27 protein-coding genes are annotated in these 25,983 nt (G+C 37.7%); 16 read left to right on the top strand and 11 right to left on the bottom strand.

The genetic code is table 11. The features are described from left to right. Positions 1-85: 85 nt before the first annotated feature. On the top strand, positions 86-400 hold the full coding sequence (locus ABD769_RS20095) for a hypothetical protein (protein WP_344853148.1): 315 nt from the start codon (positions 86-88) through the stop codon (positions 398-400). Positions 401-577: 177 nt separating this feature from the next. Here ABD769_RS20095 and serS read toward each other — a convergent pair whose 3' ends face one another. Beyond that, positions 578-1,849 carry a serine--tRNA ligase gene (serS, locus tag ABD769_RS20090; protein ID WP_344853147.1) on the bottom strand — a complete coding sequence of 424 codons (1,272 nt, stop codon included), beginning with the start codon at positions 1,847-1,849 and terminating at the stop codon, positions 578-580. 117 nt (positions 1,850-1,966) lie between these two features. Between serS and rsmI the strand changes: the two genes are divergently transcribed. The 8 genes from rsmI (at position 1,967) to ABD769_RS20050 (ending at position 7,818) form a co-directional block, all read left to right on the top strand. Further along, positions 1,967-2,680, top strand: a complete 714-nt coding sequence (rsmI, locus tag ABD769_RS20085) for a 16S rRNA (cytidine(1402)-2'-O)-methyltransferase (protein WP_344853146.1) — start codon at positions 1,967-1,969, stop codon at positions 2,678-2,680. 19 nt (positions 2,681-2,699) lie between these two features. Next, positions 2,700-3,002, top strand: a complete 303-nt coding sequence (locus ABD769_RS20080; RefSeq protein WP_344853145.1) for a nucleotidyltransferase family protein — start codon at positions 2,700-2,702, stop codon at positions 3,000-3,002. Beyond that, on the top strand, positions 2,999-3,343 hold the full coding sequence (locus ABD769_RS20075; protein ID WP_344853144.1) for a HepT-like ribonuclease domain-containing protein: 345 nt from the start codon (positions 2,999-3,001) through the stop codon (positions 3,341-3,343). The genes ABD769_RS20080 and ABD769_RS20075 overlap by 4 nt, the downstream gene beginning before the upstream one ends. Positions 3,344-3,350: 7 nt before the next feature. Continuing rightward, on the top strand, positions 3,351-4,004 hold the full coding sequence (locus ABD769_RS20070) for a PH domain-containing protein (RefSeq protein WP_344853143.1): 654 nt from the start codon (positions 3,351-3,353) through the stop codon (positions 4,002-4,004). A gap of 150 nt (positions 4,005-4,154) precedes the next feature. Beyond that, complete coding sequence (lnt, locus tag ABD769_RS20065; protein ID WP_344853142.1) at positions 4,155-5,771, top strand: apolipoprotein N-acyltransferase; 1,617 nt, start codon at positions 4,155-4,157, stop codon at positions 5,769-5,771. Between the two features lie 34 nt (positions 5,772-5,805). After that, positions 5,806-6,339, top strand: coding sequence for a signal peptidase II (lspA, locus tag ABD769_RS20060; RefSeq protein ID WP_344853141.1), 534 nt, complete (start codon positions 5,806-5,808; stop codon positions 6,337-6,339). Positions 6,340-6,447: 108 nt separating this feature from the next. Then, a complete protein-coding gene (locus ABD769_RS20055; protein WP_344853140.1) occupies positions 6,448-7,197 on the top strand; it encodes a M57 family metalloprotease in 750 nt (249 codons plus the stop codon). Positions 7,198-7,401: 204 nt separating this feature from the next. Further along, positions 7,402-7,818, top strand: a complete 417-nt coding sequence (locus ABD769_RS20050; protein ID WP_344853139.1) for an OsmC family protein — start codon at positions 7,402-7,404, stop codon at positions 7,816-7,818. Positions 7,819-8,274: 456 nt separating this feature from the next. Here the strand turns inward: ABD769_RS20050 and ABD769_RS20045 are convergent, their stop codons facing one another. Beyond that, the gene (locus ABD769_RS20045; protein WP_344853138.1) at positions 8,275-9,915 is read right to left on the bottom strand and encodes an NAD+ synthase; all 1,641 of its coding nucleotides are present in this window, start codon (positions 9,913-9,915) and stop codon (positions 8,275-8,277) included. 62 nt (positions 9,916-9,977) lie between these two features. Next, entirely contained in the window at positions 9,978-10,646 is a 669-nt protein-coding gene (locus tag ABD769_RS20040) for a porin family protein (RefSeq protein ID WP_344853137.1), read from the bottom strand. Positions 10,647-10,676: 30 nt separating this feature from the next. Between ABD769_RS20040 and gldB the strand changes: the two genes are divergently transcribed. From gldB to ABD769_RS20020, 4 genes are all read left to right on the top strand, one after another. Then, positions 10,677-11,711 carry a gliding motility lipoprotein GldB gene (gldB, locus tag ABD769_RS20035; RefSeq protein WP_344853136.1) on the top strand — a complete coding sequence of 345 codons (1,035 nt, stop codon included), beginning with the start codon at positions 10,677-10,679 and terminating at the stop codon, positions 11,709-11,711. 66 nt (positions 11,712-11,777) lie between these two features. Beyond that, a complete protein-coding gene (locus ABD769_RS20030) occupies positions 11,778-12,551 on the top strand; it encodes a patatin-like phospholipase family protein (RefSeq protein ID WP_344853135.1) in 774 nt (257 codons plus the stop codon). A gap of 312 nt (positions 12,552-12,863) precedes the next feature. After that, positions 12,864-13,658, top strand: coding sequence for a M12 family metallopeptidase (locus tag ABD769_RS20025; protein ID WP_344853134.1), 795 nt, complete (start codon positions 12,864-12,866; stop codon positions 13,656-13,658). 71 nt (positions 13,659-13,729) lie between these two features. Next, entirely contained in the window at positions 13,730-14,647 is a 918-nt protein-coding gene (locus ABD769_RS20020; protein ID WP_344853133.1) for a hypothetical protein, read from the top strand. 22 nt (positions 14,648-14,669) lie between these two features. On the opposite strand, the gene ABD769_RS20015 is transcribed toward ABD769_RS20020, so the two are convergent. From ABD769_RS20015 to ABD769_RS19995, 5 genes are all read right to left on the bottom strand, one after another. Then, the gene (locus ABD769_RS20015; RefSeq protein ID WP_344853132.1) at positions 14,670-15,386 is read right to left on the bottom strand and encodes a 2-phosphosulfolactate phosphatase; all 717 of its coding nucleotides are present in this window, start codon (positions 15,384-15,386) and stop codon (positions 14,670-14,672) included. A gap of 10 nt (positions 15,387-15,396) precedes the next feature. Further along, a complete protein-coding gene (locus ABD769_RS20010; RefSeq protein ID WP_344853131.1) occupies positions 15,397-16,461 on the bottom strand; it encodes a PDDEXK nuclease domain-containing protein in 1,065 nt (354 codons plus the stop codon). Between the two features lie 30 nt (positions 16,462-16,491). After that, on the bottom strand, positions 16,492-17,571 hold the full coding sequence (gene gcvT / locus ABD769_RS20005) for a glycine cleavage system aminomethyltransferase GcvT (RefSeq protein ID WP_344853130.1): 1,080 nt from the start codon (positions 17,569-17,571) through the stop codon (positions 16,492-16,494). 308 nt (positions 17,572-17,879) lie between these two features. After that, on the bottom strand, positions 17,880-19,082 hold the full coding sequence (locus ABD769_RS20000) for a glycosyltransferase (protein ID WP_344853129.1): 1,203 nt from the start codon (positions 19,080-19,082) through the stop codon (positions 17,880-17,882). A 22-nt stretch (positions 19,083-19,104) separates the two neighbouring features. Next, entirely contained in the window at positions 19,105-19,713 is a 609-nt protein-coding gene (locus tag ABD769_RS19995; protein WP_344853128.1) for a ribonuclease HII, read from the bottom strand. A 289-nt stretch (positions 19,714-20,002) separates the two neighbouring features. On the opposite strand from ABD769_RS19995, the gene ABD769_RS19990 reads away from it, so the two are divergent. The 3 genes from ABD769_RS19990 to ABD769_RS19980 all read left to right on the top strand — a co-directional run bounded on the left by ABD769_RS19990 (position 20,003) and on the right by ABD769_RS19980 (position 21,655). Further along, complete coding sequence (locus tag ABD769_RS19990) at positions 20,003-20,341, top strand: TfoX/Sxy family protein (RefSeq protein ID WP_344853127.1); 339 nt, start codon at positions 20,003-20,005, stop codon at positions 20,339-20,341. Between the two features lie 259 nt (positions 20,342-20,600). Beyond that, positions 20,601-21,026 carry a SpaA isopeptide-forming pilin-related protein gene (locus ABD769_RS19985; protein ID WP_344853126.1) on the top strand — a complete coding sequence of 142 codons (426 nt, stop codon included), beginning with the start codon at positions 20,601-20,603 and terminating at the stop codon, positions 21,024-21,026. 98 nt (positions 21,027-21,124) lie between these two features. Then, a complete protein-coding gene (locus tag ABD769_RS19980) occupies positions 21,125-21,655 on the top strand; it encodes a DUF4251 domain-containing protein (protein ID WP_344853125.1) in 531 nt (176 codons plus the stop codon). 133 nt (positions 21,656-21,788) lie between these two features. Here ABD769_RS19980 and ABD769_RS19975 read toward each other — a convergent pair whose 3' ends face one another. From ABD769_RS19975 to dnaG, 3 genes are all read right to left on the bottom strand, one after another. Beyond that, positions 21,789-22,832, bottom strand: a complete 1,044-nt coding sequence (locus ABD769_RS19975; protein ID WP_344853124.1) for a glutaminyl-peptide cyclotransferase — start codon at positions 22,830-22,832, stop codon at positions 21,789-21,791. Between the two features lie 16 nt (positions 22,833-22,848). Next, on the bottom strand, positions 22,849-23,214 hold the full coding sequence (locus tag ABD769_RS19970) for a YraN family protein (RefSeq protein WP_344853123.1): 366 nt from the start codon (positions 23,212-23,214) through the stop codon (positions 22,849-22,851). Positions 23,215-23,579: 365 nt separating this feature from the next. Further along, positions 23,580-25,562: a DNA primase gene (gene dnaG / locus ABD769_RS19965; RefSeq protein ID WP_344853122.1), complete on the bottom strand. Its 1,983-nt coding sequence runs from the start codon at positions 25,560-25,562 to the stop codon at positions 23,580-23,582. Positions 25,563-25,983: the final 421 nt, after the last annotated feature.

The raw sequence follows: 25,983 nt of genomic DNA, 5'->3' as shown, positions 1-25,983 counted from the left end.
TTAATTTAATCCTTTTTAAAACCTACCAGAACAATTTGGTAGGTTTTTTGTTAGGTAGAGGTCGAACACTAAAAAATTAGATATTATGAAAAAATTCATCTACACGTTAGCCTTGATTTTCTCTTTAGGCATTAGTTTTAATTCAGCTCAGGCAGCTGATAAACCTGCGAAAAATCCTACAGAATTAACTGCAGAACAGGCAGTGAAACTGGAAAAAATTAAAACCCGTGTTGAAGAAATCAGAGACATGGATAAATCTAACTTAACCAAAGCAGAACGTAAAGCTTTACGCAACGAGTTAAGAGAATTAAAAGGTCAGGCCCGTGCCGTTTCCGGAGGTGTTTACCTTTCAGTTGGTGCCATTATCATCATCATTTTATTATTGATCTTGATTTTATAAGCAATACACAACACTCATCTATCTATAAAAACAAAAAGCTTTGCATTACTGCAAAGCTTTTTTTATGCACCTCACCCTTGTCAACGGGCGAAGAATATGCAGTGTCTGTGCTTTCCCTCTCCTGCAGGAGAGGGATGCAAAGACAGAAAAATTAGCAATTCCTTTAATAGGGTGAGGTTAATCAATCATTTCAAACCCTGTATATTTCACCAATGCCTCCGGAATTTTAATTCCGTTTTCGGTTTGGTAGTTTTCTAAAATGGAAGCCACAATACGTGGTAAAGCCAATGCACTTCCGTTTAACGAGTGTGCCAGTTGTGCCTTGCCTTCTTTTCCTTTAAAACGCAGTTTTAAACGGTTACTCTGGTAAGTTTCGAAATTTGATACAGAAGAAACCTCAAGCCAACGCTCCTGTGCAGCACTCCAAACCTCCATATCATAAGTCATGGCAGAGGTAAAGCCCATATCGCCACCACATAAACGCAATACGCGGTAATGTAGCCCTAATTCTTTTAAAAGTGACTGAACGTACAGGCTCATATCTTCCAGCGTTTCATAAGATTTATCCGGATGGGTAATCTGTACCACTTCAACCTTATCAAACTGGTGTAAACGGTTTAAACCGCGTACGTGTGCCCCATATGAGCCTGCTTCTCTACGGAAACAGGGCGTATAAGCTGTATTTTTGATCGGTAAATCTTCTTCCTTAACAATTACATCGCGGTATAAATTGGTTACCGGAACTTCGGCCGTTGGAATTAAATATAAATCATCAACGGTTGAGTGATACATCTGTCCTTCCTTATCAGGTAACTGTCCGGTACCAAAACCCGAGGCCGCGTTAACCAAGTGTGGTACCTGCATTTCTTTATAACCTGCAGCTGTAGCATGATCTAAAAAGAAATTGATTAATGCACGTTGTAATCTGGCTCCTTTTCCTTTATATACCGGAAAGCCGGCACCGGTAATTTTTACACCTAATTCGAAATCGATAATATCATATTTTGCAGCCAGTTCCCAGTGCGGTAATGCTTTGCTGGGTAACTGAGCAGGCTCACCATGTGTTAATACAATTTCGTTCTCTTCTGCGGTAGATCCTTGTTTTACTAAATGATATGGTAAGTTTGGCAACTGAACAATTAAGTTATGCTGAGCAGTTTCCAGCTCATTCAGTTTATCGCCCAGGTTTTTGATGTTTTCTTTATGAGAAGCCGTTTGTGCTTTAATGGCTTCTGCCTCTTCTTTTTTACCCGTACGCATTAAATCACCAATTTGTTTAGCGGCTGCATTCGCCTCAGCAGAAATATTATCCAGCGAAGTTTGAGTGGAACGGCGGTCTTCATCAATTTTAATGATTTCGTCTACCAGTTCGGGTTGTTTAAAATTACGGATACTTAAACGTTCTAAAACTTTCTCTCTATTTTCGCGGATATAGTTAACTTGCAGCATTATTTAATTTTTTAAAGCAAAGATAATAATTAAGTCGTCATTGCGAACGCAGTGCGGCAATCTCTCTAAAAAAGATTGCTTCGTTGTTCCTCCTCGCAATGACGAATGTAGAAAAATATGGATGGCAAACTATTTCTCGTACCAACGCCCATAGGCAATTTGGAGGATATGACCTTTAGGGCAATCCGTATATTAAAAGAATGCGATTTGATCCTCGCCGAAGATACCCGCACCAGCGCCCCGATGCTCAAACATTTTGGGATCGATAAAAGGGTTTTCTCGCATCACCAGCATAACGAACATAAGGCAACTTCGGAGATTATAAAGTTTTTAAATGAAGGACAGAAAATTGCGCTAATTTCTGACGCCGGCACACCAGCCATCTCCGATCCAGGTTTCTTTTTGGTGCGTGAAGCCATTAAAAATGATATTGCAGTTGAATGTTTACCGGGAGCAACCGCTTTTGTACCGGCTTTGGTAAACTCGGGCTTACCTGCAGATGCCTTTTGCTTTGAAGGATTTTTACCAGTAAAAAAAGGCCGGCAAACCAAGTTTAAAAAGTTAGCAGAAGAAGACCGCACCATTATACTTTATGAAAGTCCGCACCGTTTATTAAAAACCTTAGAAGAATTTGCACAATATTTGGGGGCAGACAGGCAGGCATCGGTAAGCAGAGAACTCACCAAAATGTTCGAAGAAACCGTACGCGGCACTTTGGTAGAAATAAAATCACATTTTGAAAACAATACATTAAAAGGAGAATTTGTAATTTGCATAGCGGGGAAACCCAATGTTAAGAGCAAAAACAAATACGAGGATGCTGAGGAATAGCTTGTTTTAAATTAGAAATATGGAAAGTTTAATTTCAAATCATTTACACGAAATAAAAAATCTCTTTAAAAAATACGATGTTAAAGAGGCTTATTTATTTGGTAGCGCTGCCAAAAACAATCTAAAAGAGGACAGTGATATTGATTTTTTAATTAATTTTTCTAATCAATCTGATTTTGAAAGCTACGGAAATAATTATTTCGATTTACTTTATGCCCTACAGGATTTATTAAAAAGAGATGTTGATTTATTGGCTGAAGAAACATTAAGTAATCCTTATCTTATTGAAAGTATTAATCAAAGTAAGATTCAATTGATATGAGTACGTTAGAAGAAAAGAAACTGCTTACCGATATTAAAATTTCGATTGAATCTATTTATGAGCATTTGGAAAACAACTTCGCTTTTGAAATTTATAAAGCGAACAAAACCAAACGAAGAGCGGTTGAACGTGAACTTGAAATTATAGGAGAAGCCATTAATAAGCTACTAAAGATAAATCCCGAAATCATCATTTCATATTCAAGACAAATTGTTGATTTAAGAAATAAAATAATCCATTCATATGACAATGTTAATGATATGGTTATATGGAAAATTATAATTAAAGACATACCAGTTTTACAAAAAGAGGTAGAAAATTATCTCGAAGACAAAATTTAAAAATATTATGACAAGTATAGATAGATTTTTAAGTGACGAACAAGATCCTAAAGCGGTTGAAAAAGTTATTGGAAAATTAAACGACCTGTTAACTACGGGCGAAGAGCTTTTATATTTAGCGGTACAAAAAAAACCTGCAGTAAATTTAATGCCGGATAGTATCGCGATCTCTAACAAACGTATTTTCTATTGCGAGCCTGGTAATTTAGGCCTAACGATGAATTTTAAAGATATATCGTGGAAAAACATTAAGGAAGTTTCTTTCAAGGAAGATTTTTTTACCTCTAAGTTTATCTGTGTACCACAGAGCGGTGAAAATATTGTAACCGAATATATTCCAAAAGTACAGGCCCGTAAACTACATCAGTCAGCCAGCCAGCAACTGGAAGAATATAAAGAAATGCTGCGTCAGCAAAAATTGGAAGAAAACCGTGCAACGGCGTCTCTTACCAGCGTAAATGCGCAACCTTTAGCCGAAATTCCGGCTTATGAGCCAACTCCGGAGCCTGTTCAACCTGTTATTCAGCTGGCAGAAGTTGTAGAAGAGCCGGAAGATGAAACGACCTTAAAATTACGTAAACTTAAAACTTTGTACGATAAACACCTGATTACGCAAGAGGAATATGAAGCTAAAAAAGCGGATATTTTAGATAGTTTGTAATTAATACTGTCATGCTGAGGCAATGCTTGCCCCGATCTATCTCGGGAAAGCATCCCTAACATAATTGCACTGTACTTATAATAACAAAAACAAGGTCAGTTCTTTGTCGCTTAGAGATTCTTCCTGCGTCAGAATGACAAGTAATTTTATATGAAATCTAAACAAACCTATCTCCTCGCCTTAGCCAGTGCATTTTTACTTTGGCTGGCCTGGCCGCCGATGCCTTTTACCACTCCGCTACTATTAATTGGCCTGGTTCCGCTTTTTGTTGCTATTGAAGCCATCGCCAGTGATACAGCTAAGAAACAGGGCAAAAGGATTTTTTTAACTGCAGGTTTAACCTTTTTGGTTTGGAATACCGCATCTATTTATTGGGTGTATAATGCCATAAGTGCATATAATGGATGGATTGTAGCTTTACCGGTTTCATTAATTCCTTATGGCTTAGGTGCGTTATTAATGACTTTTGCCTTTTGGTTATATTACCGCCTGGGTAAATATGTAAATAAAAAAATTGGTTACCTGGGTTTAATCGCCTTTTATATTGCATTAGAATATTTACAACAAACCTGGGATTTAGCTTTTCCCTGGATGACTTTAGGCAATGGTTTGGCCGGCATGCACCAATTGGCGCAATGGTATGATCATACCGGAATTTACGGTGGTTCATTATGGATCTTAGTCAGTAATATTTTAGCGTTCGAAGCCTATAAAAAACTGAAATCACAAACTGGTTATTTAAGGTTCAGAACTTTGGGCATTTGGGTTTTGGTGGTGATTATTCCCATTGGCATCTCATTAACAAAATATTTTAACGCTGAACAAAAAGGAACACCAAGCAATGTAGTGGTGGTTCAGCCTAATATCGATCCTTATCAAAAACTGGAGAATATTCCAGCAGCCGAGCAGATCAGAATTTTAACACACCTATCCGATTCAATCGGACAACCGAATACTGAATATTTTATCTGGCCGGAAACGGCAATCCCTAATTACGCAGATGAGGATAGAATCAGAAGCAATAATGATTTCATTAACCTGCAAAGCTTTTTATCAAAGTATAAAAACGGAACATTGATTACCGGTATTGAGAGTATTAAAACTTATCAGGATAAAAAAACCATCACCGCAAAATTTGATAATCAGAGCGGTATTTATTTTGATAATTTCAATACGGCCATGCAGGTGGAGAATTCTGCAAATGTTCAGTTCTACCATAAATCGAAATTGGTGCCTGGGGTAGAAAAAATGCCCTTCCCAAAAGTATTTTCATTTTTAGATGGTGTTTTTGCACAATTAGGCGGAACTGTGGGCGGATGGGGCTGGCAGGATAAACCCAGCGTACTTTATGCCCAAAGTGGTATTGGAGTTGCTCCGGTGGTTTGTTATGAAAGTTTATGGGGCGATTGGATCGGCGAACAGGTTAAAGATGGCGCACAGTTTATTGCCATTATTACAAATGATGGCTGGTGGGGAAATACCTCCGGAAAAGACCAGCACATGATGTACGCCAAACTCAGGGCCATTGAAAGCCACCGCGATGTAGCCCGTTCGGCGAATACCGGAATTTCCTGCTTCATTAACCAACGCGGTGATGTAATACAAAGCACTAAATGGTGGACCAGAACTGCCTTGAAAGCAAATATTAACTTAAACGACGAGATTACTTTTTATGTAAAAAGCGGAGACATTATTGCCAAAATATTCAGTGTTTTAGCGGTAATTTTAGCTTTGATTATTCCTTACAGAAAATGGGTAAAAAAGTAAAATTAATTCCGTAGTTATCTTCAATTTTAAATCCATGCAACAAATAAAAAATATTAGATGGTCTTTCCTGTTATTGATGTTAACCCTAAATTTTGGTTGCGATCAGATTTCAAAAAAAATTGTCCGTACCGAAATCAGCGATTACGAACACATCAGCATTATTAAAGATCGTTTCACCTTGCTTAAAGTAGAAAATACGGGCGCTTTTTTAAGTTTAGGCGATCAGATGCCTTATATTTTCAGACTGATTATTTTAACAGGCTTACCACTCTTATTTTTGTGCTACGGCCTATATTATCTATTTGCTAAAAAGAATCTCCCCGTTATGATGCAAGTTGCCCTGTGTTTCTTAATCGGCGGAGGCATCGGCAACCTGTACGACAGAATTATCTACGGATCTGTTACCGATTTTATGCACATGGATTTTTATATCTTCCAAACAGGTGTTTTTAATTTTGCCGATATCTCAATCATGATCGGAATCGGAATATTGCTTTTTCAATCCATCAGAAGTAGTACCACAAAACAACAGGAGGAGCAGGAACAATTAGAACGCAATACTAATTAAAAATACAAAATTTACGTATTAAACATACGTTTATATATTTTTTGTAGTATATTTAGTGTTGTAATACTCAATTACAGCACATTACGATCTAACTAAAAAACCTAAACTATGAAAAACCTGTTAAAAAAAATTGCTGTGATGGCTTTGCTCTCAGCAGTAATGATCTCATGCTCTAAGAAAAATGACATCTCAACCGATCCGGAAACCGAAACCACACAAAATCAAAAAGTTCTTGCCTACATCAAAAATCTTGGATTTACAGATGCACAGATTGTAGATAGCGGGGATAATTATGTGGTTGACGGCGATATTGTTTTCAATAAAAAAATGGAAGTTCCGGCTGATTATGGAAAAGCGATAACAGAGCAATATTACAATGGTTATATTGTAACCAATAGCAATAATATCCGCGTAAAAATCGATCCTTCGATAACCAGCATGACCAGCGAAATCAATTCTGCAATTAACCAGTGGAATACAGTGCCCAATTCTAAAATCAAATTCGTAATTACAACAGGCACCGTTTATGATATTCTGATCAAGGTGGATAATACAATCGGAGGCTCTACTTGCGGACAAGCCTATCTGTCGACCTCTAACGGCAAAGCCGGTAACACCGTTTGGATTAATCAGGCTTTGATCCAGAACAATTCTTTCGCACAGCGTACAAGAACCATTACACATGAATTTGGCCATACCATTTCATTTAAGCACACCAACCAATCTACAACAACCAATGTTCCGGGAGTTGGCGGAACCGATGCACAATCATTAATGAACGGCGGGCAATGTGGAAGTGGCGCTACTGTTTTATCGGCCAAGGATAAACAAGCTACTGCAGTATTGTATCCTTTATAATTAAAAATCAGATAAATAACCTAACAAGATCGTAATGAAAGAGAAGCTGTTTCTTTGAGGCAGCTTCTTTTTTTTAAAGCTTTACAGGAAGCTAAAAATAATTTTGCATAAGAATTTCTTAACAAAGAATTCCACCATTTAAACAAACATATATTTATCTTTAGGTGTTAAACAATTTAAAACAACCAAAAATTAAATTCCATCATGAAAAGAAATGCAACGGCCGTATGGCAAGGTTCTATTAAAGAAGGTAACGGTAACATCACTACACAAAGTACTACTTTAAACAATACTCAATACTCATTTAATTCGCGCTTTGCTGAAGGTGTAGGCACAAACCCTGAAGAGTTAATTGCTGCTGCACATGCAGGCTGTTTCACCATGAAATTATCTGCCAATTTAGCCGAAGCTGGTTTTACGGCTACCAAGCTGGAAACCAAATGCGAAATTAACCTGGATCCATCAAAAGGTGAAATTGTAGAATCGCACTTAACTTTAACAGCTTCTGTACCTGACTTAACACAAGAAAAGTTTGATGAACTGGTAGCAGATGCGGAGAAAAACTGCCCGATTTCTAAATTATTAAATACAACCATTACAGTTGATGCTACTTTAGCATAAGTTGTAATAACCCAGAGTTCGTCATTTCGGGCGGAGTGAAACAAAGTTGAGAAATCTAACAAGATAGATCTCTTCGCTACGGTCGAAATGACGTTCTTTTATGGTATAATTACAAAAACTAAAAATTAAGATTTATCATAACTTAGCTTAATCATCTTAGTTAACAATTCCCTAAAACAATCAAACCAACAAATAGACAGTTTTCAATTGGCAATTTGCACTACACAATTTAAACAATTAACCGTTTAACCAGTTAACCAACAAGTAAACAGTTTTCAATTGGCAATTTGCACTACACAATTTGAACAATTAACCGTTTAACAGTTAACCAACAAGTAGACAGTTTTCAATTGGCAATTTGCAGTGCACAACTTAAACTATTAACCGTTTAACCAGTTAACCAACTAATAAACAACAATTGAACAATCAAATTCAAACCTTCTAACATTTCAACCGCTACACCATATACTTCCCTACAATCGGCATTCTTCTACCCATACCGAATGCTTTAGGCGATACCCTTAAAATAGGTGGTGTTTGATAACGTTTAAATTCGGCAATATTTACCATTTTCAATATGCGCTGTACCAAGGCCTCATCGAATCCCTGGGCGATGATGGCTTTTGAGCCTTGTTTCTTTTCGATATGCTGGTACAATATTTTATCGAGGATTTCATATTCAGGTAGCGAATCAGAATCTTTTTGATCAGGCCTTAATTCTGCCGATGGCGGTTTAACTATCGTATTGACCGGAATAATTTCCCTTTCCTTATTAATGTATTTTGCCAGCTCGAAAACCTGCATTTTATAAACATCACCAATAACCCCTATGGCACCGCACATATCTCCGTATAAAGTACCATAACCTACCGCGCATTCGCTTTTATTTGAGGTATTGAGTAAAATATAACCAAACTTGTTGCTCATGGCCATATTTATAATTCCGCGGATGCGGGCCTGAATATTCTCTTCGGTAAGATTAAAAGGCAAGCCTTTAAAAGCCGGCGCTAAAATATGATCAAAAGCTTCGGCAACTTCTTTAATCGGCACAATTTCGTGCATACAGTCAATATTGTTTACCAGATCCAAGGCATCCTGAACGGAGTGATCGGATGAAAATTTTGAAGGCATTAAAACCGCCATTACATTTTCTGATCCTAAAGCGCGACAAGCCAAAGCACAAACCACAGCAGAGTCAATTCCACCGGATAAACCTAAAACCGCTTTACTAAAACCTGATTTCCTGAAATAATCCTTGATACCTAAAACCAGTGCATCATGAATCTGCTCAATATCCGTCAGCCTTTCCGATTTGGGGTATTTATTACGCACGCTTTCAACCTCGTCTAAATCAAAAACCTGCAGATCTTCCTCAAAATATTTCATTTCTGCTTTCATTTCGCCATCAGCATCAAATACCAGCGAACCACCATCAAAAATAATTTCGGTCTGTGCGCCAACCTGATTTACATAAAATACCGGAAGTTTATATTTTTTTGCATTATCGGCCAATACCTGTATCCGCTCATCATCATGTGTATAAGAAAACGGCGAAGCAGCAATATTGATCATCACATCCGGCTGTTCTTTAATCAGCTCATCCATTGGATTCGACACGTACAATGGATTATCATTGATGTTCCAAAGGTCTTCGCAAATGGTTAAGGCAATTTTTTTTCCTTGAAATTCGATACAGCTAAATTGCGTCGCAGGCTCAAAATAACGGTACTCATCAAACACATCGTAGGTAGGCAGTAGCGCTTTTTTTACCACCGCTTTAACTTTTCCCGCTTCGATAAAATAGGCTGCATTAAATAAATCTTTTCCCTGTAATACCTCATTTTTAATTGGTAAACCAACAATACAGGCTATATCCGTACAATATTTGGCTATTTCCTGAACGGCATCTTCGCAAAGCACGATAAATTCATCAAATTCCAAAAAATCCCTCGGCGGATACCCGCAAATGGCCAGTTCGGCAAATACAACGAGATCAGCACCTTTAGCTTTCGCCAGCTGGATATGTTCGGTTATTTTTTGGGTGTTGGCCTCAAAGTTTCCGATATGGTAATTGAGTTGTGCTAGCGCTATTTTCATGTTTGTAGTAGGTTTTAGGAGTATCGGGTATTAGATAATAAGTATCAAGAAAATATTTAAGACTAAAAAAACACGCCAAAGTTGAGTGCCAGATAGTGGTTTTTAACATTTCTGCCTTTATCGGTTACAATATTGGTAAAACCGTTGTTAAAAGTTAAACCGGCTACGATACTGGTATTTCCGGAAACATCAAACTCTCCACCGCCACCAATAATTAATCCGGCACGGTAAAGTTTAATATTATCAGATACATTCAAATTATCGCCTGCAACCGCTCCATCGGTTACAGCATCCTGCTTGGCACTGATGTTAAATGAATTAGACAATCCAAACTGGCCATACCAGCGTTTTCCATCTGCCTTTACGGTCTTTAATTTAACCGTTAGTGGCAGGTCTACGTATTGCAGCTTATATTTTAAATCATAAGCTTTTGGAATAGAGCCACCTGCATAATATGGCTGCGCATTTACTTCTGTACTTTTTCCATTTATAGATGTAATGGTTAACGCGGTAGAAAAACTATAATTAGGCGCAAAATTGAAATCGCCGATCAATCCATAAGAAAACCCCAAAGTTATTCCATCTGTTTTTCCCTGCTCGGGTTTAATCCAGCCAAAAGTTGGTGTAGCGGTTAAACCTAACCTGAAGCCGTAATTGGTTAAAGATGAATTTTGCGCCCATGCGCCGAAACTTAAAAGAGATAAAATTAAAATGGCCGATATTCTTTTCATGCTATAGCTGTTTATATATATTTGTTCTACATGACATATAACGTAAAACAATGGCAAATTTATCTAATTTTTCTTTTTGCCATGGCATTTATTTCCTGCAAGCAAAGTAAGCGGCCTGATGTAAGTAAAATACAGGTAGATATTAAGATTGAAAGATTTGATAACGAGCTATTTGCAGGAAAAAACAAAAACATTACTGAAGTAGATCAACAGCTTCGCTCCAGGTATGGCGTATTTTATGATGATTTTATTCACCGGATATTAGACAGTAAATATTCCAATACCGAGTCGCTGGCCAATTTATACCACGACCAGGCTTACACCGATTTAACCAAAGAAGTGGATAGCGTTTTTCCGAATCTAAAGCCTCAGGAAGAGGGATTAAGCGAAACTTTCAAATACATCAAATACTATTACCCGAAAGCAAAAATCCCAAGATTTATTTCTTTTGCATCGGGTTTTGCCTACCAGATGCCTGTTGGCGACAATTACCTTGGCATTGGTTTGGATATGTTTTTGGGCAAAGACAGTAAATTTTACAAAGCCATTGTACAAAGTGTTCCATTATACCTCTCCAGGAGATTCGTCCCTGAATATATTGTACCACGCGTGGCAGAAACCTATGCCCATGAAGAACTTTTTACCGAACCCGACGAAAACAGAACACTTTTATCTAAAATGATTTTTCAGGGCAAAATATTGTATTTTCTTGATCAGGTTTTACCCGAAAATGTAAGCGATTCGACCAAAATAGGTTATACCCAACAGCAATTGGATTGGGCACAAAATTTTGAAGGCGACATTTGGGCATATTTTTTGGAGAACAACTTTTTGTATGAAACCGATTATCAAAAGATCCAGGTATTTTTATCTGAAGGACCTTTTACTCCGGGTTTAGGCGAAAACAGAGATTCGGCACCAAAATTGGGTGTATGGATGGGTTGGCAAATTGTAAGAAAATACATGGCAGCACATCCTGAAGTTACTTTACAAAAATTAATGGCAGATAATGATGCACAGAAAATATTAAATCAATCGAAATACAAACCGAAACAACAGAAATAGTTTTCGGCTGGCAGTTATCAGTTTACAGTTAAAGGATTAACCAGTTCAAACAATTAACCCAAAAAAATGAGAGTTGGCATAGTATTATCAGGCGGAGGCATTAGGGGAATAGCACATTTAGGCGTTTTGAAAGCCTTTAGCAATTTGGGCATTACATTCAGCCACATCAGCGGAACGAGTGCAGGCGCTATAGCCGGGGCTTTTTTTGCGGCTGGCATTGATCCGGAGGAGGGTTTGAATATTTTCCTTAAAACCAAACTCTGGCGTTTCGTTCGCCCGGCAGTAGGTTCTCTGGGGCTGATTAATATTGAGAATACCGCGCTAATTTTAAAAGAATATTTCCCCGAAGATACCATTGAGAAACTAAAAATACCTTTAACCATTGCTGCCGTGAATTTTAGTGAAGGCCGCCTGGTTTATTTCACCAAAGGACCGCTAATCAGAGCGGTACATGCTTCGAGCTGCATCCCCGGAATTTTTAAACCCATTATGATCGACGGACAAATGTATGTGGATGGTGGCATTTTAAATAATTTCCCTGTAGAACCTTTGATGGAAGATTGCGATTTCATTATCGGTTCATCCTGCAATCACCTTAAACCTGTAGATAAAATTACCGGCATTACCAATTTAATGGGTAGAGCTGGTATTATGTCGATCAACCATGACATGGAAAGAAAGGCAAAATTCTGTAATGTACTTATCGAGCCAAAAGGTTTAGGTGCCATTAGTACTTTTGATATGAAACGTGCCGAAGATATTTATTGGCTGGCACACGAAGAGGCATTAATTACCATAAAAAACAGCCCGACTATTTCTGAGCTCATTACCAAACCCTAAGCTAATTATTAGGCAAGCAATCATATTGTATTATTAATAATACAATATCGAATTAAAAAACAATCAAATATATAGCGTGTAATAAATACACTTATGCAATAAAAATATTACATTTATTTTGGTATTTATGTAATATTATTTTACTTTAGGATTATACTTCGCAAATGCAGAGTATATTAACCTAAACGTCTGTCTATGTTTTTTAGTCTGTTCATTCTTTTTCAGATGAGAAGAATTCCGGTTTTTACGATCTTCTAACTTGATTTCCGTCAAAATAACAGATCATTAATTTTTACCTAAAAAACCTAAAACATGAAATTCTTAAAATTAAATAAAGCGCTGATTGCTGCGCTTGCATTAACTACTGTATTGTATTCTTGTAAAAAAGAAAAACCTACAGAAACTGCAGATCTTCAAAAGCCAGAAGCTATGTCTGTGAATAAGCTTAGCGAGATCAAGATTTGTACAGAAAGAACTTTTGATGACGGTACTACCCCAAGAGGTGCCGTTATAAAATCATCAAAGTGGACCAACGGATCTACCATTAAAGTAAGTTTGAACGGCGGTACAGCTGTTGTAAGGGCGAAAGTAATTCAGTTTGCCAAACAGTGGGAACAATATGCAAACATAAAATTCAATTTCGTAACCAATGATAATACTGCAAAGATCAGGGTAACTTTTGATAGTGGAGGTTCATGGTCTTATATTGGAAAATCGACTCCAGCCAGCGGCGCAACCATGAATTATGGCTGGTTAACCGATACCACAGACGATTCGGAATACAGCCGCGTGGTAATACACGAATTTGGCCATGCGCTGGGAATGATCCACGAGCATCAGCATCCTTTAGTTAGTATTCCATGGGATAAACCAGCTGTTTACGCTTATTATGCTGCTGCACCAAATTATTGGGATCAGGCCACTACTGATAATAATATCTTTGCTAAATACAGCACTACGCAAACCAACTATAGCGCTTATGATAAAAATTCGATCATGCACTATTCGGTTCCAAACGAATTAACCATCGGCGATTATGAAGTGGGATGGAACACTGTTTTATCGCCTACTGATAAAACGTTTATCGCTTCAGTATATCCATTTTAAATAAAATACCTGCACATAGTGGTTTAATTCGCCACTATGTGTATTTTGCTTTGTATAAACCTAAAACCAATATGCAGATCACCTTGCGGATTTTCTCTTTTAAATATTGCTTAACCTGTTTAATTCTGATTTTATTTTACAAAACTTCATCTGCACAGGATGCTCCGCATAAATGGGAAATAAAGCCTTATGTTGGCTTTCAGCAATCCAGATTTGATTGGTCCATTGCAGGTAATTCCTCAGGTACAAATCCAAATATACTATCAGAGCTGATCTGGAAAAACCTTAAAGGGCCTGGCTATGGTTTAGATATCAAGTACCATATTACCAGCAAACTAAGTGTAAAAATTGCTAATCAATACAGTAATATCACTAAAGGCGATGCTGAGGATACCGATTATGCAGATGATAACAGACAAGGCGCATTTTATTTTGATCTGCTCAATGCCAACAAAGGCTATTTGTATAATACTGATTTACAGCTTGATTATCAACTTTTTAAAACAGGAAAATTCAACATTAATCCGGTTATCGGAATTTCTTACAACCAGCAAAAATTTCACCTTTTGGAAAGTGCCAGTAACCCTGAAAGCAATGGCCTAAACTCTACTTATGAGGCCAGGTATAAAGGTTTCGATTTCGGAGGGACATTTGTTTTTAAAACAGATGCATTTAGCATTGGTACCACGGTTTTAGGAGGATTTTACACTTATTCTGCAAAGGCTAACTGGAATTTAATCCCCGATTTTGCCAAACCTGTTAGTTTTACGCACAAGGCCAACTCATTTGCATTAAGTGGCGGTGTTAATTTATCGGTACCGTTGACTAAAAATTTAAGTGTAGATGCTGATTATAAAATCAATAACATCAATACTTATTCAGGAGTAGATAAAGCTTATTTTAATAACCGTAATACTGAAGAAACCCAGTTTAATGGTGCAAATTTTAGAAAAAATGCAGTGTTTCTGGGACTAAAGTTTAGCTTTTAAAAAAAGAGGATTATAGCGCTCTTTATTTTTTTAGAGCAACCAGACGTTCACCTTCTAAAACAGGAATAGCTTCGCAAACATTTAACTGTAGGCAAAAAACCACATCTTCTTCGATATTCAATTGAGCCAAACGGTGACTATGTGATGATTTGTGCAGGTATTTCCGCAGATCATCTTTAGCTAAAAGGTATAAATCTTCAGCAGCTACGCTGGAATCATCAAAATGTTCAAAATTCTGACGGAGTTTATTTACTACCGCTCCGGCGAATAAGGTATCTTCTAAATTGAACTGATCTTTCCAGCCGGCACACAATAAAAGCACATTTTTATCTTCGCTTTTCAAATAAGAACAAAGTGAGTCTAAATTAAGAAATGATCCGACAACTACCTGATAAGCCCTTTTTTGTGCTAAATGCAAAGCTTTGGTTCCGTTAGTAGTAGTAAGGACAACTGTTTTGCCGCCAACTTTTTCTTTAGTATAGGAGAAAGGCGAATTACCAAAGTCATATCCTGTTACCACCTCTCCGTTTCTTTCTGCTGCCAGCAAGAATCCGCTGTCGCGATAATTTAAACAATCTTCTACATTAGCTACCGGAATAATGGCTTCAGCACCATTATCTATCCCATAGGTAATAGATGATGTAGCTCGTAAAATATCGATCACCACCACAATGCTTTCTTCTATATCGTATAAACCGATTAATGCTGGTGTTAAACAAACTTCTATTTTTTTTGACATGTGGTGAGTATTATTCATTTATAATTTGTTTTATCTTCTCTTCTAACATTTTTTGATCAGGTAGATAAAGTTGATATTTAGATACGAAGATTTTATTTGAAAGTCCACCAGTAGCATATTTAACTAAAAACTCATTTTTATCTGCAGCAATAATAATCCCAATGGGATCGTTATCGCCCTCAACATTTTCTTCTTCTTTAAAATAGTTGAGGTAAAAATTCATTTGGCCAATATCCTGGTGTTTTACTTTTTTGGTTTTTAGGTCGATTAGCACGAAACACCTTAATATCCGGTGATAAAATACGATATCAACAAACATGTGTTCATTATCTACCGTTATTTTAAACTGTCGGGCAACAAATGAAAAACCTTTACCTAATTCCAGTAAAAATTTCTGCAGATTATCGATAAGCCTTTTCTCTAATCCGGATTCTTTAATAATACTTCCTGTTGGAATGTTTAAAAACTCAAAAATATAGGGGTCCCGTATTAAATCATCAGAACTATTGATTACCAGACCATTTTCGGCTAAAGCAAGTACACCTTCTTTATTTTTACTTAGGGCCAGTCTCTGAAATAGAGCTGAATCAATTTGGCGCTTCATTTCCCTAAAACTCCAATTTTCTTTTATGGCCTGTGTTTCGTAAAAACTTCTGGCAAGATCATCAGAAATGGTTAAAAGTTCTGCATAATGACTCCAACTTAGCAAAATGCCAGACGGTGTTTGGCTTTTTGGGAATTCGCCAGACAGTGTCTGGCGAATTAAATCTTTATCTATTAAAGGTTGAAATTTGGGGTAATTAATATAGAACAAACGCATCAGCTGCAAACTCGAACGGCTAAATCCTTTGCCATATTTTAATTTCAAATCTGCAGAAAGCGTTACCAATAACTCTTTCCCATATTCAGCTCTCTGTTTACCTCGCTGTTCAAAATCAACAATATACCGTCCGATTTTCCAGTTGGCAATAATCAGCTCAATATTGATGGCCTTTACGGCATTTTGCCTGGCTGTTTGTAAGGTAGATCCAATGTGGTAAAGCAGCTCATGATATTTATTTTCTTCCGGTTTCATCAGTTCACAAATATTGCTGCTTTGTTAATCCTATTTATAAAAAGGAAACTTAACCACTTTTGCTTTGATAGGCGTGTTGCGGATGAGGATAAAAACTTCTGTACCTTCTTTAGTAAAATCTTTTGCGATGTAGCCCATACCGATTGCTTTTTGCAATGATGGAGCCTGTGTACCAGAAGTTACTTTACCGATAATATTGCCTTCAGCATCAGCAATCTGGTAATCGTGACGTGGAATACCACGATCGATCATTTCGAAACCAACCAGTTTCTTTTGGATACCAGCTTCTTTTTGCGCCAGTAATGCTTCAGAATTGGTAAAAGTTTTAGAAAATTTGGTAATCCAGCCTAAGCCTGCTTCAATTGGCGATGTGGTATCATCAATATCATTTCCGTATAAACAGAAACCCATTTCTAAACGTAAAGTATCACGCGCACCTAAACCAATTGGCTGAATGTTATAAGGCGCACCAGCTTCAAAAATGGCATCCCAGATCTGATCTGCATATTGATTTTCGAAATAAATCTCAAAACCGCCGGCTCCGGTATAACCTGTTGCAGAAATCACCACATTTTCAATACCTGCAAAAGTACCTTTAACGAAAGTATAATATTCCATCGATGCCAGATTAACATCAGTCAGGCTTTGCAATGCATCTGCGGCTTTTGGACCCTGAATAGCCAACAAAGAAGTCTGATCAGAAATATTGTGCATTTCTACCCCTTCGGTATTAAACTTTTGGATCCAGTTCCAGTCTTTCTCAATATTTGATGCATTTACCACCAACATATAGGTTTTATCATCAATTTTATAAACCAAAAGATCATCTACAATTCCACCATCCTGATTTGGCAAACAAGAATACTGAACTTTTCCATCGTATAATTTAGAGGCATCATTACTGGTTACACGTTGGATTAAGTCTAGCGCATTTTCGCCTTTCAGGATAAATTCGCCCATGTGGCTCACATCAAAAACACCTACACCGTTGCGAACAGTTGCATGTTCAGCATTAATACCCTCGTAAGTAACAGGCATATTATAACCTGCAAATGGAACCATTTTAGCGCCTAAAGCGATGTGTTTTTCTGTTAATGCGGTATTTTTCATTCGTGAATATTATTTTTTATGATAATAAAGCAGTTTTAATTTGTTTATGCACTTATTAAGCTGCAAATTATGAAGTATTTTGAGTTTATTCTTCTGCGGGGCAAAACTACTAAGAAAAAGGCGAAATTCTGGCTTAATTTTAATGAGTTTTCAATAGATTTTCACTTTATCCACAAGCAAAAAATCATCATTTCGGGCGGAATGTAACGCAGTCGAGAACTACGTAAGTGCTCAGCGAAGCTAATCTATCTCGAAATAGATCTCTCCGTTCCGCTGTGCTTCAGTCGAGATGACGATCGTGTTATTAGCTACGCGCTCACCAATTCCTCGTAAATCTTTAACATTTTACCGGAGATTAAATGAACGCCGTGATCATTCTCAACGGTTTTACGGGCATTCTCACCGATTTCCATCCAGCGTTTTGGGTTAATGATGCACTGCAAAATTGAACGGTAAAATTCATCCGCCGAATCAGCGATTAAAATATCATGTCCATGCCTGCAATTAATCCCTTCGGCAGCAGTAGTGGTGGCAATGATGCATTTTTTCATGGCCATGCCCTCAATAATTTTAACTCTCATACCTGTACCCGAAATTAAAGGTACAATCATGATGGCTTTTGAGTTCATAAACTCTACCGCATCAAAAACCTCTCCTTCCACAATCAGGTTTTCGGAATCATATTCGAAAAAATGTTTCTGCATGTTTTTTCCGGCAATATAAAAACGGAGGTCTTTATTCAGCTTTTCGATATCAGGCCAGATATCATCCAGAAACCATTCTAAACCCTCCTGATTGGGCCGCCAATCCATTGCTCCTAAATGAAAAAGTGTAGGGAAACTGGTTTTGGTTTTATCTACTTTATATTTCTCTAAATCAATAGCAACGGGAAAAACGGACATTGGTACTTCACAGCCGAAGCGCAATATACTTTGCCGGTCGGGCTCGCTGATGGCGAAAATCTGGTGGAAACGGTTAATCTGATCGGTTTCGTAAGCTTTAAGCCTTTGAGCTAAAAATGCGAGGTATTTACGGCGAACGAGAAATTTTTCTGAATGGGAAAGTCGTTCCCAGAGGGTAAATTCGATATTATGGGCCCTGTAAATTAACTTGGCATTGCTGTTTGCCTTCACCACATCCAGATATGGCACTACAAAAAGCCCTTCGAACTGGATAATATCAAAAGCATTTTCGCGCAGCAGGTTTTCTAATTGACGCGCAGCATCCTCACTGTAATAGCGTGATACATTATAAGATTCGTTGGTAAAAATGTTAAAAAATGCCGACCAAACATTTACTTCGGTATCTAAATCGTAGGTATGGTATTTAATCTGTTCAAAAACGGGATCGTAAATGTCTTCAATATCGATCCTTCCTTTTGTGGGGTTAAGACTAAACAAAGTGATATCTGCACCAAGTTGCAGCAAACCTTTTATGGTATTGTAAACCACAATGGGATAACCGCTATTTGGCGGAAAGGGAATCCGCTTAGTAATTAACAGAATTTTCACAATGTTGTGAAATTACGAAATTTTAGGCGTTTTTTGAAAACAGTTCTAACTGCGGATCGCTAACATTAAAAGTTTTGCGGTGAAAAGGTGATAATCCGATCTCAATTACTGCTTTACGATGCGCAATGGTTGGATAGCCTTTGTTCTGTTGCCAGTTATAATGCGGATAATCGATATGCAGGTTGGTCATATATTCATCGCGGTGCGTTTTGGCCAGTATGGAAGCCGCAGCAATGTTTAAATATTTCCCATCGCCTTTAACAATACAGCTATGCGGAATCTGCGGATAGGTTTTAAAACGGTTTCCGTCAATAACGAGGTATTGAGGCTGGGTATGCAGCTTTTCGATTGCGCGGTGCATGGCTAAAAAGGAAGCATTTAATATGTTGATGCGGTCTATTTCTTCATGATCGCAGGAGGCTACGGCCCAGGCTAAAGCTTCCTGTTCGATAATTGGCCTTAATAAAGCCCTTTGATCGTGTGATAACTGTTTGGAATCGTTTAATCCTTCAAGCACGAAACCCTTTGGCAAAATTACCGCAGCTGCAAAAACAGGCCCGGCAAGGCAACCTCTTCCAGCTTCATCACATCCGGCCTCTAATAATTCTTCCTGATAGCAGTTTAACAACATATTGCAAATTTACTGAAATAGAGCTACTAAGGAAATTATTTTGTTCAACATCTTTTAAACATTAATTTTAGGATAAATTGCCTGGAGTTATAATGAGAATGGTTGTAGAAGCGCCTGGTCCAGATTGAATCGTCATACTGCCCCGATTTCCACATCGGGATAAGCATCTTTTTAGCGTGAAAGACCCTGAAATAAATTCAGGGTGACGACCGCCTTAATGAAAAAACTGTTGCAAACTGTCCATAGGGATATTAATTATCCAATTCATGTTAAACAAGAATTTAAAACCATGAAATACAACGAAACCCTTGCCCTCAGGGTAGCCGAACGTTTAATGCATATACCTGACGTAGAAGAAAAACTGATGTTTAACGGATTGGTGTTTATGGTGAACGGCAAAATGTGTATTGGTGTTTCTAAAGAAGGCATGATGGTGCGACTGGATCCAAATGAACTGGAAAATTTATCAGATAAGGATGGCTGGGAACAGATGGTGATGGGCAGCAGACCAATGAAAGGTTATATTTCGGTTTCGGAGGATGTACTAAGCCGTAATGATGAACTCGATTTTTGGGTTAAGCTTGCCCTGGCATTTAATCCTTTTGCAAAAGCATCAAAAAAGAAATAAAACCCTCTGGCAAGGTAAAAAAACTGGCAGGAGCCATATTTTTTGATTAATTTTAAACTTCTAATCAAATTTTATGAAAAAAAGGGCTGTTATAGCAGCATTTCTGCTATTTACTTCTTTTATTGTTCTGGCTCAGGTTAAAACTACCACATTAACAGAAACTCAACAATTAGCTATACAATCAAAAACTAAAACCTCTGATGGGCACTACTGCAATTATTGCAAATTGAATTATCCTGAATCTCATTTTCCCTGCATTATGAAATCGATTAAGGGTAAACTGGATGCAGCAACCGGAGATATTAATTTTACAGCCGGACAAGCAATTAGCGGCATTGTGGTTAAAGGCAGCAAAAATACAGAAGATTTAATTACTTTTATTACTAACGAAAATGGTGAAATAGAATTTAACAACATGGCTACAGGAAATTATAAATTTGTGGTTTCTGTTCCATCTACCAATCCAAATTCGAGGGTGGCAGGTTCGCCAATTGCTGGTGTAATACTTAAGGGAGGGAAAAAACAGGGCGGAAATCCAATTACACTGATAACGAATGAAAACGGCGAAATAGAACTCCAAAATATACCCGCCGGCAATTATAAGTTTACGGCTACAGGAGCTTCTGAAGATGAAAAAAGCAACACTTTGTATAAATCAGTTTATTCGGAAAAAGTAAATCCATAATATATCATTAAATTTACGCTACATTCCATTTTTGGCACTATTATGGAATCTTTCAAATCTGTGCATCTTTAAATTGTTACACATTTAAAACACACATTATGAAACGTTTAAATTTAATATTGAGCTTTGCCTTTCTTTCGATCGGGGTTCAATCTTTTGCCCAAACCAATAAAGAAACTACAGTAAAAATTGTAGCAGATAAGAATTATACTTTTGTTGCCAATACCGCCATGCCTATGGCCAATAATGATATTAGCCGGGTGTTAAATATGATGCCTGGGGGACAAGGTGGTTCTACAATCAACCTCACAGGTTCTCAATACGACGTAAGGGTAACGAAAGATAGTGTAATAGCCTTTTTGCCTTATTATGGAAGATCATATTCTGCACCTTTAGATCCGAGTGAGGGCGGAATTAAATTTACCTCGAAAGATTTTACTTATACGGAATCGAAGAATAAAAAAGGAGCTTATACCATCCAGATTAACACAAAGGATGTAAAAAGGGAAAACTACCGGTTTACCATCAATATTTCTACCAATGGTTATGCGCAGTTAACGGCCAGCAGTGTAAATAAACAACCAATAATTTTTAACGGTTATTTAAATGAACCGAAGAAAAAGGATTAATATAACAATCTAGCTCCGAAACTCGTCATTGCGAGAAGGCTTTTTCAGCCGACGAAGCAATCTTTAAAATATGGATTATAGCGATAGTTGTAAGATTGCTTCGTCGTTCCTCCTCGCAATGACGATAATGTTGCTATTTCTTTACCAACTCAATCTGGAAAATATGCGGCCATTTTTTACCGGCCACAAAAAGCCTTTTAGTTGCTTTATCATAAGCGATTCCGTTCAATACATTATTGGCTTTTGCATCTTCTGTTTTGAAATAATCGGCAGGTAACAATCCGGATAAATCAACCTTGCCTTCTACAGCACCTGTTTCGGGGTTAATGATGAGGATATTATTTGTAGTGTACACATTTGCATAAATCTTACCATCAATCACTTCCAGCTCGTTTAGGTTTTGAATAGCTCCTTTGTTATCAAAAACATCAATTGATCCGGTTTTTTGGTAAGTATCCTTATTCAGGAAAAAGATGGTGTTGGATCCATCAGTATTCAATACTTTCTGTCCGTCAAAAGCAAGTCCCCAACCCTCTCTGCCTGTAGTGTACGAAAACTCTGATAGCTTTTTAAAAGTGGCTTTGTCATATACAAAACCCACTTTTTCGCGATAGGTTAGCTGAATAATTTTGCTGCCAATTACGGTGATCCCTTCGCCAAAATATTGTTTATCCAGGTCTGCTTTCTGCAGGATTTTACCAGTTGCAGGATCTACTTTACGTAAGCTGGAATGACCATAATCGCCTGCACTTTCGTAGAAAAAGCCATCGTGGTATTCTAAACCTTCTACATAAGAAGCGGTATCGTGAGGCAGAGTTTTAATTACTTTATAAGTATATTCTGCTGGTGCCTGAGCGGCCAGAATATTGATGTTTGAGGTTAAATCTTCTGATTTCCCTTCGCCGAATATCTTTGCTGTTAGCAGGTGATTGCCCAATTTTAAACCAGCAGTTCTAAGTTTTATTGCTGAGGTATCGGTTTTCGAAACCACTTTAATGGTATCGATCAGGTACACTACCGAATCTACTTTTTGCTCAGTTCCAAACTGTACTTTAACATCAAATTCGTTGCCCGATGGTACGTTAAGACCAATCATTGGTGAAACAAAGTTTCTATAGGTTGTAGTTGTAGTATCTTTACAAGCACTTATAAATGCAAGCGCAACTCCTATAAACATGAAATTTTTGATGGGGTTAATCTTCAGGCCAAAACGCATCTTCTATATGGTTTAAATTATAATTTTTATTTTTTGTAAATGTAATTGCAATAATATCAAAACGGATGTCATTTTGATGGTTCATGATGTCAATATAAGCATTAGCTGCCAATTCCATTTGGATTTGCTTTGCTTTGTGCACAAATTCTTCCGGTTCGCCAAAGGCGACAGAGCTGCGGGCTTTCACTTCCACGAAAACCATAATGCCGTCTTTGTAAACGATTAAATCGATCTCCGCCTTGCCATGGGTCCAGTTTTCATCCAAAACCTCATAACCCTGATCTTCGAGATATTGTTTGGCGATGCTCTCGCCCTCTTTACCTAAATCGTTATGAAGCGCCATATTTAATTATTGAATGAGTGAGTTTTGAATGAGTGAATAAATAATGATTGAGTTTTGAATGAGTGAATAAATAAATTTCGAAGGAGTAAGATCTGAATGAGTGAATGGGTATCCAAATATATTATTTTCAGTCGGCCATTTCACCATTCAATCATTCAATCAATCAATCATTCTCTAATTCAATCATTACTTAACATATTGAATGATTGGGTTTTGAATGAGTGAATAAATAAATTTCGAAGGAGTAAGTTTTGAATGAGTGAATGGGTATCAAAATATATTATTTTTCAGTAGGCCATTTCACCATTCATTCATTCAATCAATCAATCAATCAATCAATCATTCTCTAATCTCTAATTCAATCATTACTTAACTATAACAGAGCCCAGGAACTTTGAAATTTCCCTTTCTACACCTTTAATTACACCATAACGCTGCATTAAAATCATCTGGTTATCCTCGTTCTTTTCTTCTTTAATCTCTTTTAACAAATTCAGCAGTATTTTCTCGACTTTACGTTTCTTAAGGTGAAAAATACCGCCCAAAATCGTGGCTTTTAAATTCATCGATTCATCCTTCACATAAATAAGGTGTTTGTTGAGCCAGTTTTCACTCAAAGCATATTCGGAGGTTGAAAGTGTAATGGCCAGATCAGCAATTACCCTATCTTCGTGCTTCACAAAATGGTTCGATGTGGGTAAACGTCCATTATCGATTTCCGATTTATAATAATCGATAATCCTTTTACAAAGCGGATCATCAAATTCAACATCGGCAAGGTTTTGCAAAATAAACGGACCGATATACATGTCGTCAATCTTGTCCCAGTTTACAAATTCATGTCCGTAAGCTAATAACAACCGGATAATCTCTTTCTCCTGAAATTCCTCTTCTTCTACCGGTTCGGGCTCGTAGCCCCCAGGACCAGCGCTATCATCCCATAAATCATCCGGCGGACCAAGCGGCTCCGGCGCACCAGAGGAATAAGGTTTAGGACTCGATGATGGATTTGCACGTTGATGGTTATCGAAGCTTTTCTTAACCTTTGCTGAGCGCATTTTATTGAGCTCGCCTAACAAAATATGCTCATCAATTTCGAGTAAACTGCTGCACTCGCGGATAAAAACGGAAGCCTTAATCTGATCGGGAATCTTTGCAATACTTTCTACAATATCGCGGATAATGCCTGCACGTTTGATGGGATCGTTGCCGGCATCTTTAAGCAGCACATTGGCTTTGTATAAGATAAAATCTTTTCTGTTCTGCTCTAGGTAAGTTTTAAAGGCCCCGGCACCAACGTGGTGCATGTAAGAATCGGGGTCGTGACCATCGGGGAAGGAAACAATTTTTACGTTCAATCCTTCTTCCAGAATCATATCTAAACCCCGCAACGAAGCTTTGATACCCGCAGCATCGCCATCAAATAAAATGGTGATATTCTGGGTAAAACGCCCGATCAGTTTGATCTGCTCTACGGTTAAGGAAGTACCCGAAGAGGCCACCACATTTTCTATCCCGGCCTGGTGCACCGAAAGAACATCGGCATAGCCTTCGGCCAGGTAACAGTTATCAAGATCGCGGATGGCTTTTTTGGCATGAAATAAACCATAAAGCACATTCGATTTATGGTAAATTTCACTTTCGGGCGAGTTTACGTACTTGGGAACGTTTTTATCGGTTTTTAGCGTTCTACCCCCAAAACCAATAATCCTCCCCGTAAAGTTATGGATAGGAAACATTACACGTCCGCGGAAACGATCGTAAATTTTGCCGTTATCGTTTTTAATCGATAATCCGGTAGCTTCTAAAAACTCTAATTTATGGCCTCCATTTGTAGCGCTTTGTGTTAACGCATCCCAAACATCAGGCGAATAACCCACTTCGAACTTTTTAAGGATATCTTCCCGAAAGCCACGTTCTTTAAAGTAACTTAGGCCAATACCCCTGCCCTCGTCGGTTTCCCAAAGCTGTTTTACAAAAAAAGCACTGGCGTATTGTGAAACAATATAGAGGCTTTCTTTAGCACTTTGTGCTTCGGCATCCTGCGGACTAAGTTCGGTTTCTTCAACTTCTATATTGTATTTATTGGCTAAAAATTTAAGCGCTTCGGGATATGAATATTTTTCATGGTCCATAATAAAGCGCACCGAATCGCCTCCTTTACCACAGCCAAAGCATTTGTAAATGCCTTTGGTTACGGATACGTGAAAGGAAGGTGTTTTTTCGCCATGAAAAGGGCAATTACCGATTAAACTGGTTCCGCGTTTTTTTAAATGCACAAAATCCCCAACTACCTCCTCAATACGGGCGGTATCCATTATCTTATCTATTGTTTCGCGGTTTATCATACTTGTTATTGTCCGTCATTGCGAGGAGGCACGACAAAGCAATCTATTTTTCTATTTTATTTTTAAACTATTAATGCCGTGCAGGAAAGATTGCTTCACTCCACCACACAATCCTTTGCTTCAGTTCGCAATGACGCAGCAAAGATCGTCATTTCGAGGAGGCTTTTTCTGCCGACAGCTTATCCCGAATTTGGAAGCAATCTTTAATGCTTTTATTATTTTTTCAATCTATATTCCAAAACTGGAAAGATTGCTCCACCACACAATCCCCCTTCTTCAGTTCGACTGCCCAAAGTCGTCCTTTAGATTTGTTTTGATATTTAATTTTAGGATAACAAATATCTAATTTGCTTAATTATTAATCAGATTACCTAAAGCGGTAGCGGCACATTAAAAAGTCGTCAAGGTTTTTATGCCTAAG

This window comes from Pedobacter jeongneungensis (assembly GCF_039538295.1).
In the GTDB taxonomy this organism is placed as follows: domain Bacteria; phylum Bacteroidota; class Bacteroidia; order Sphingobacteriales; family Sphingobacteriaceae; genus Pedobacter; species Pedobacter jeongneungensis.
This window is presented reverse-complemented; position numbering and strand designations above follow the sequence as displayed.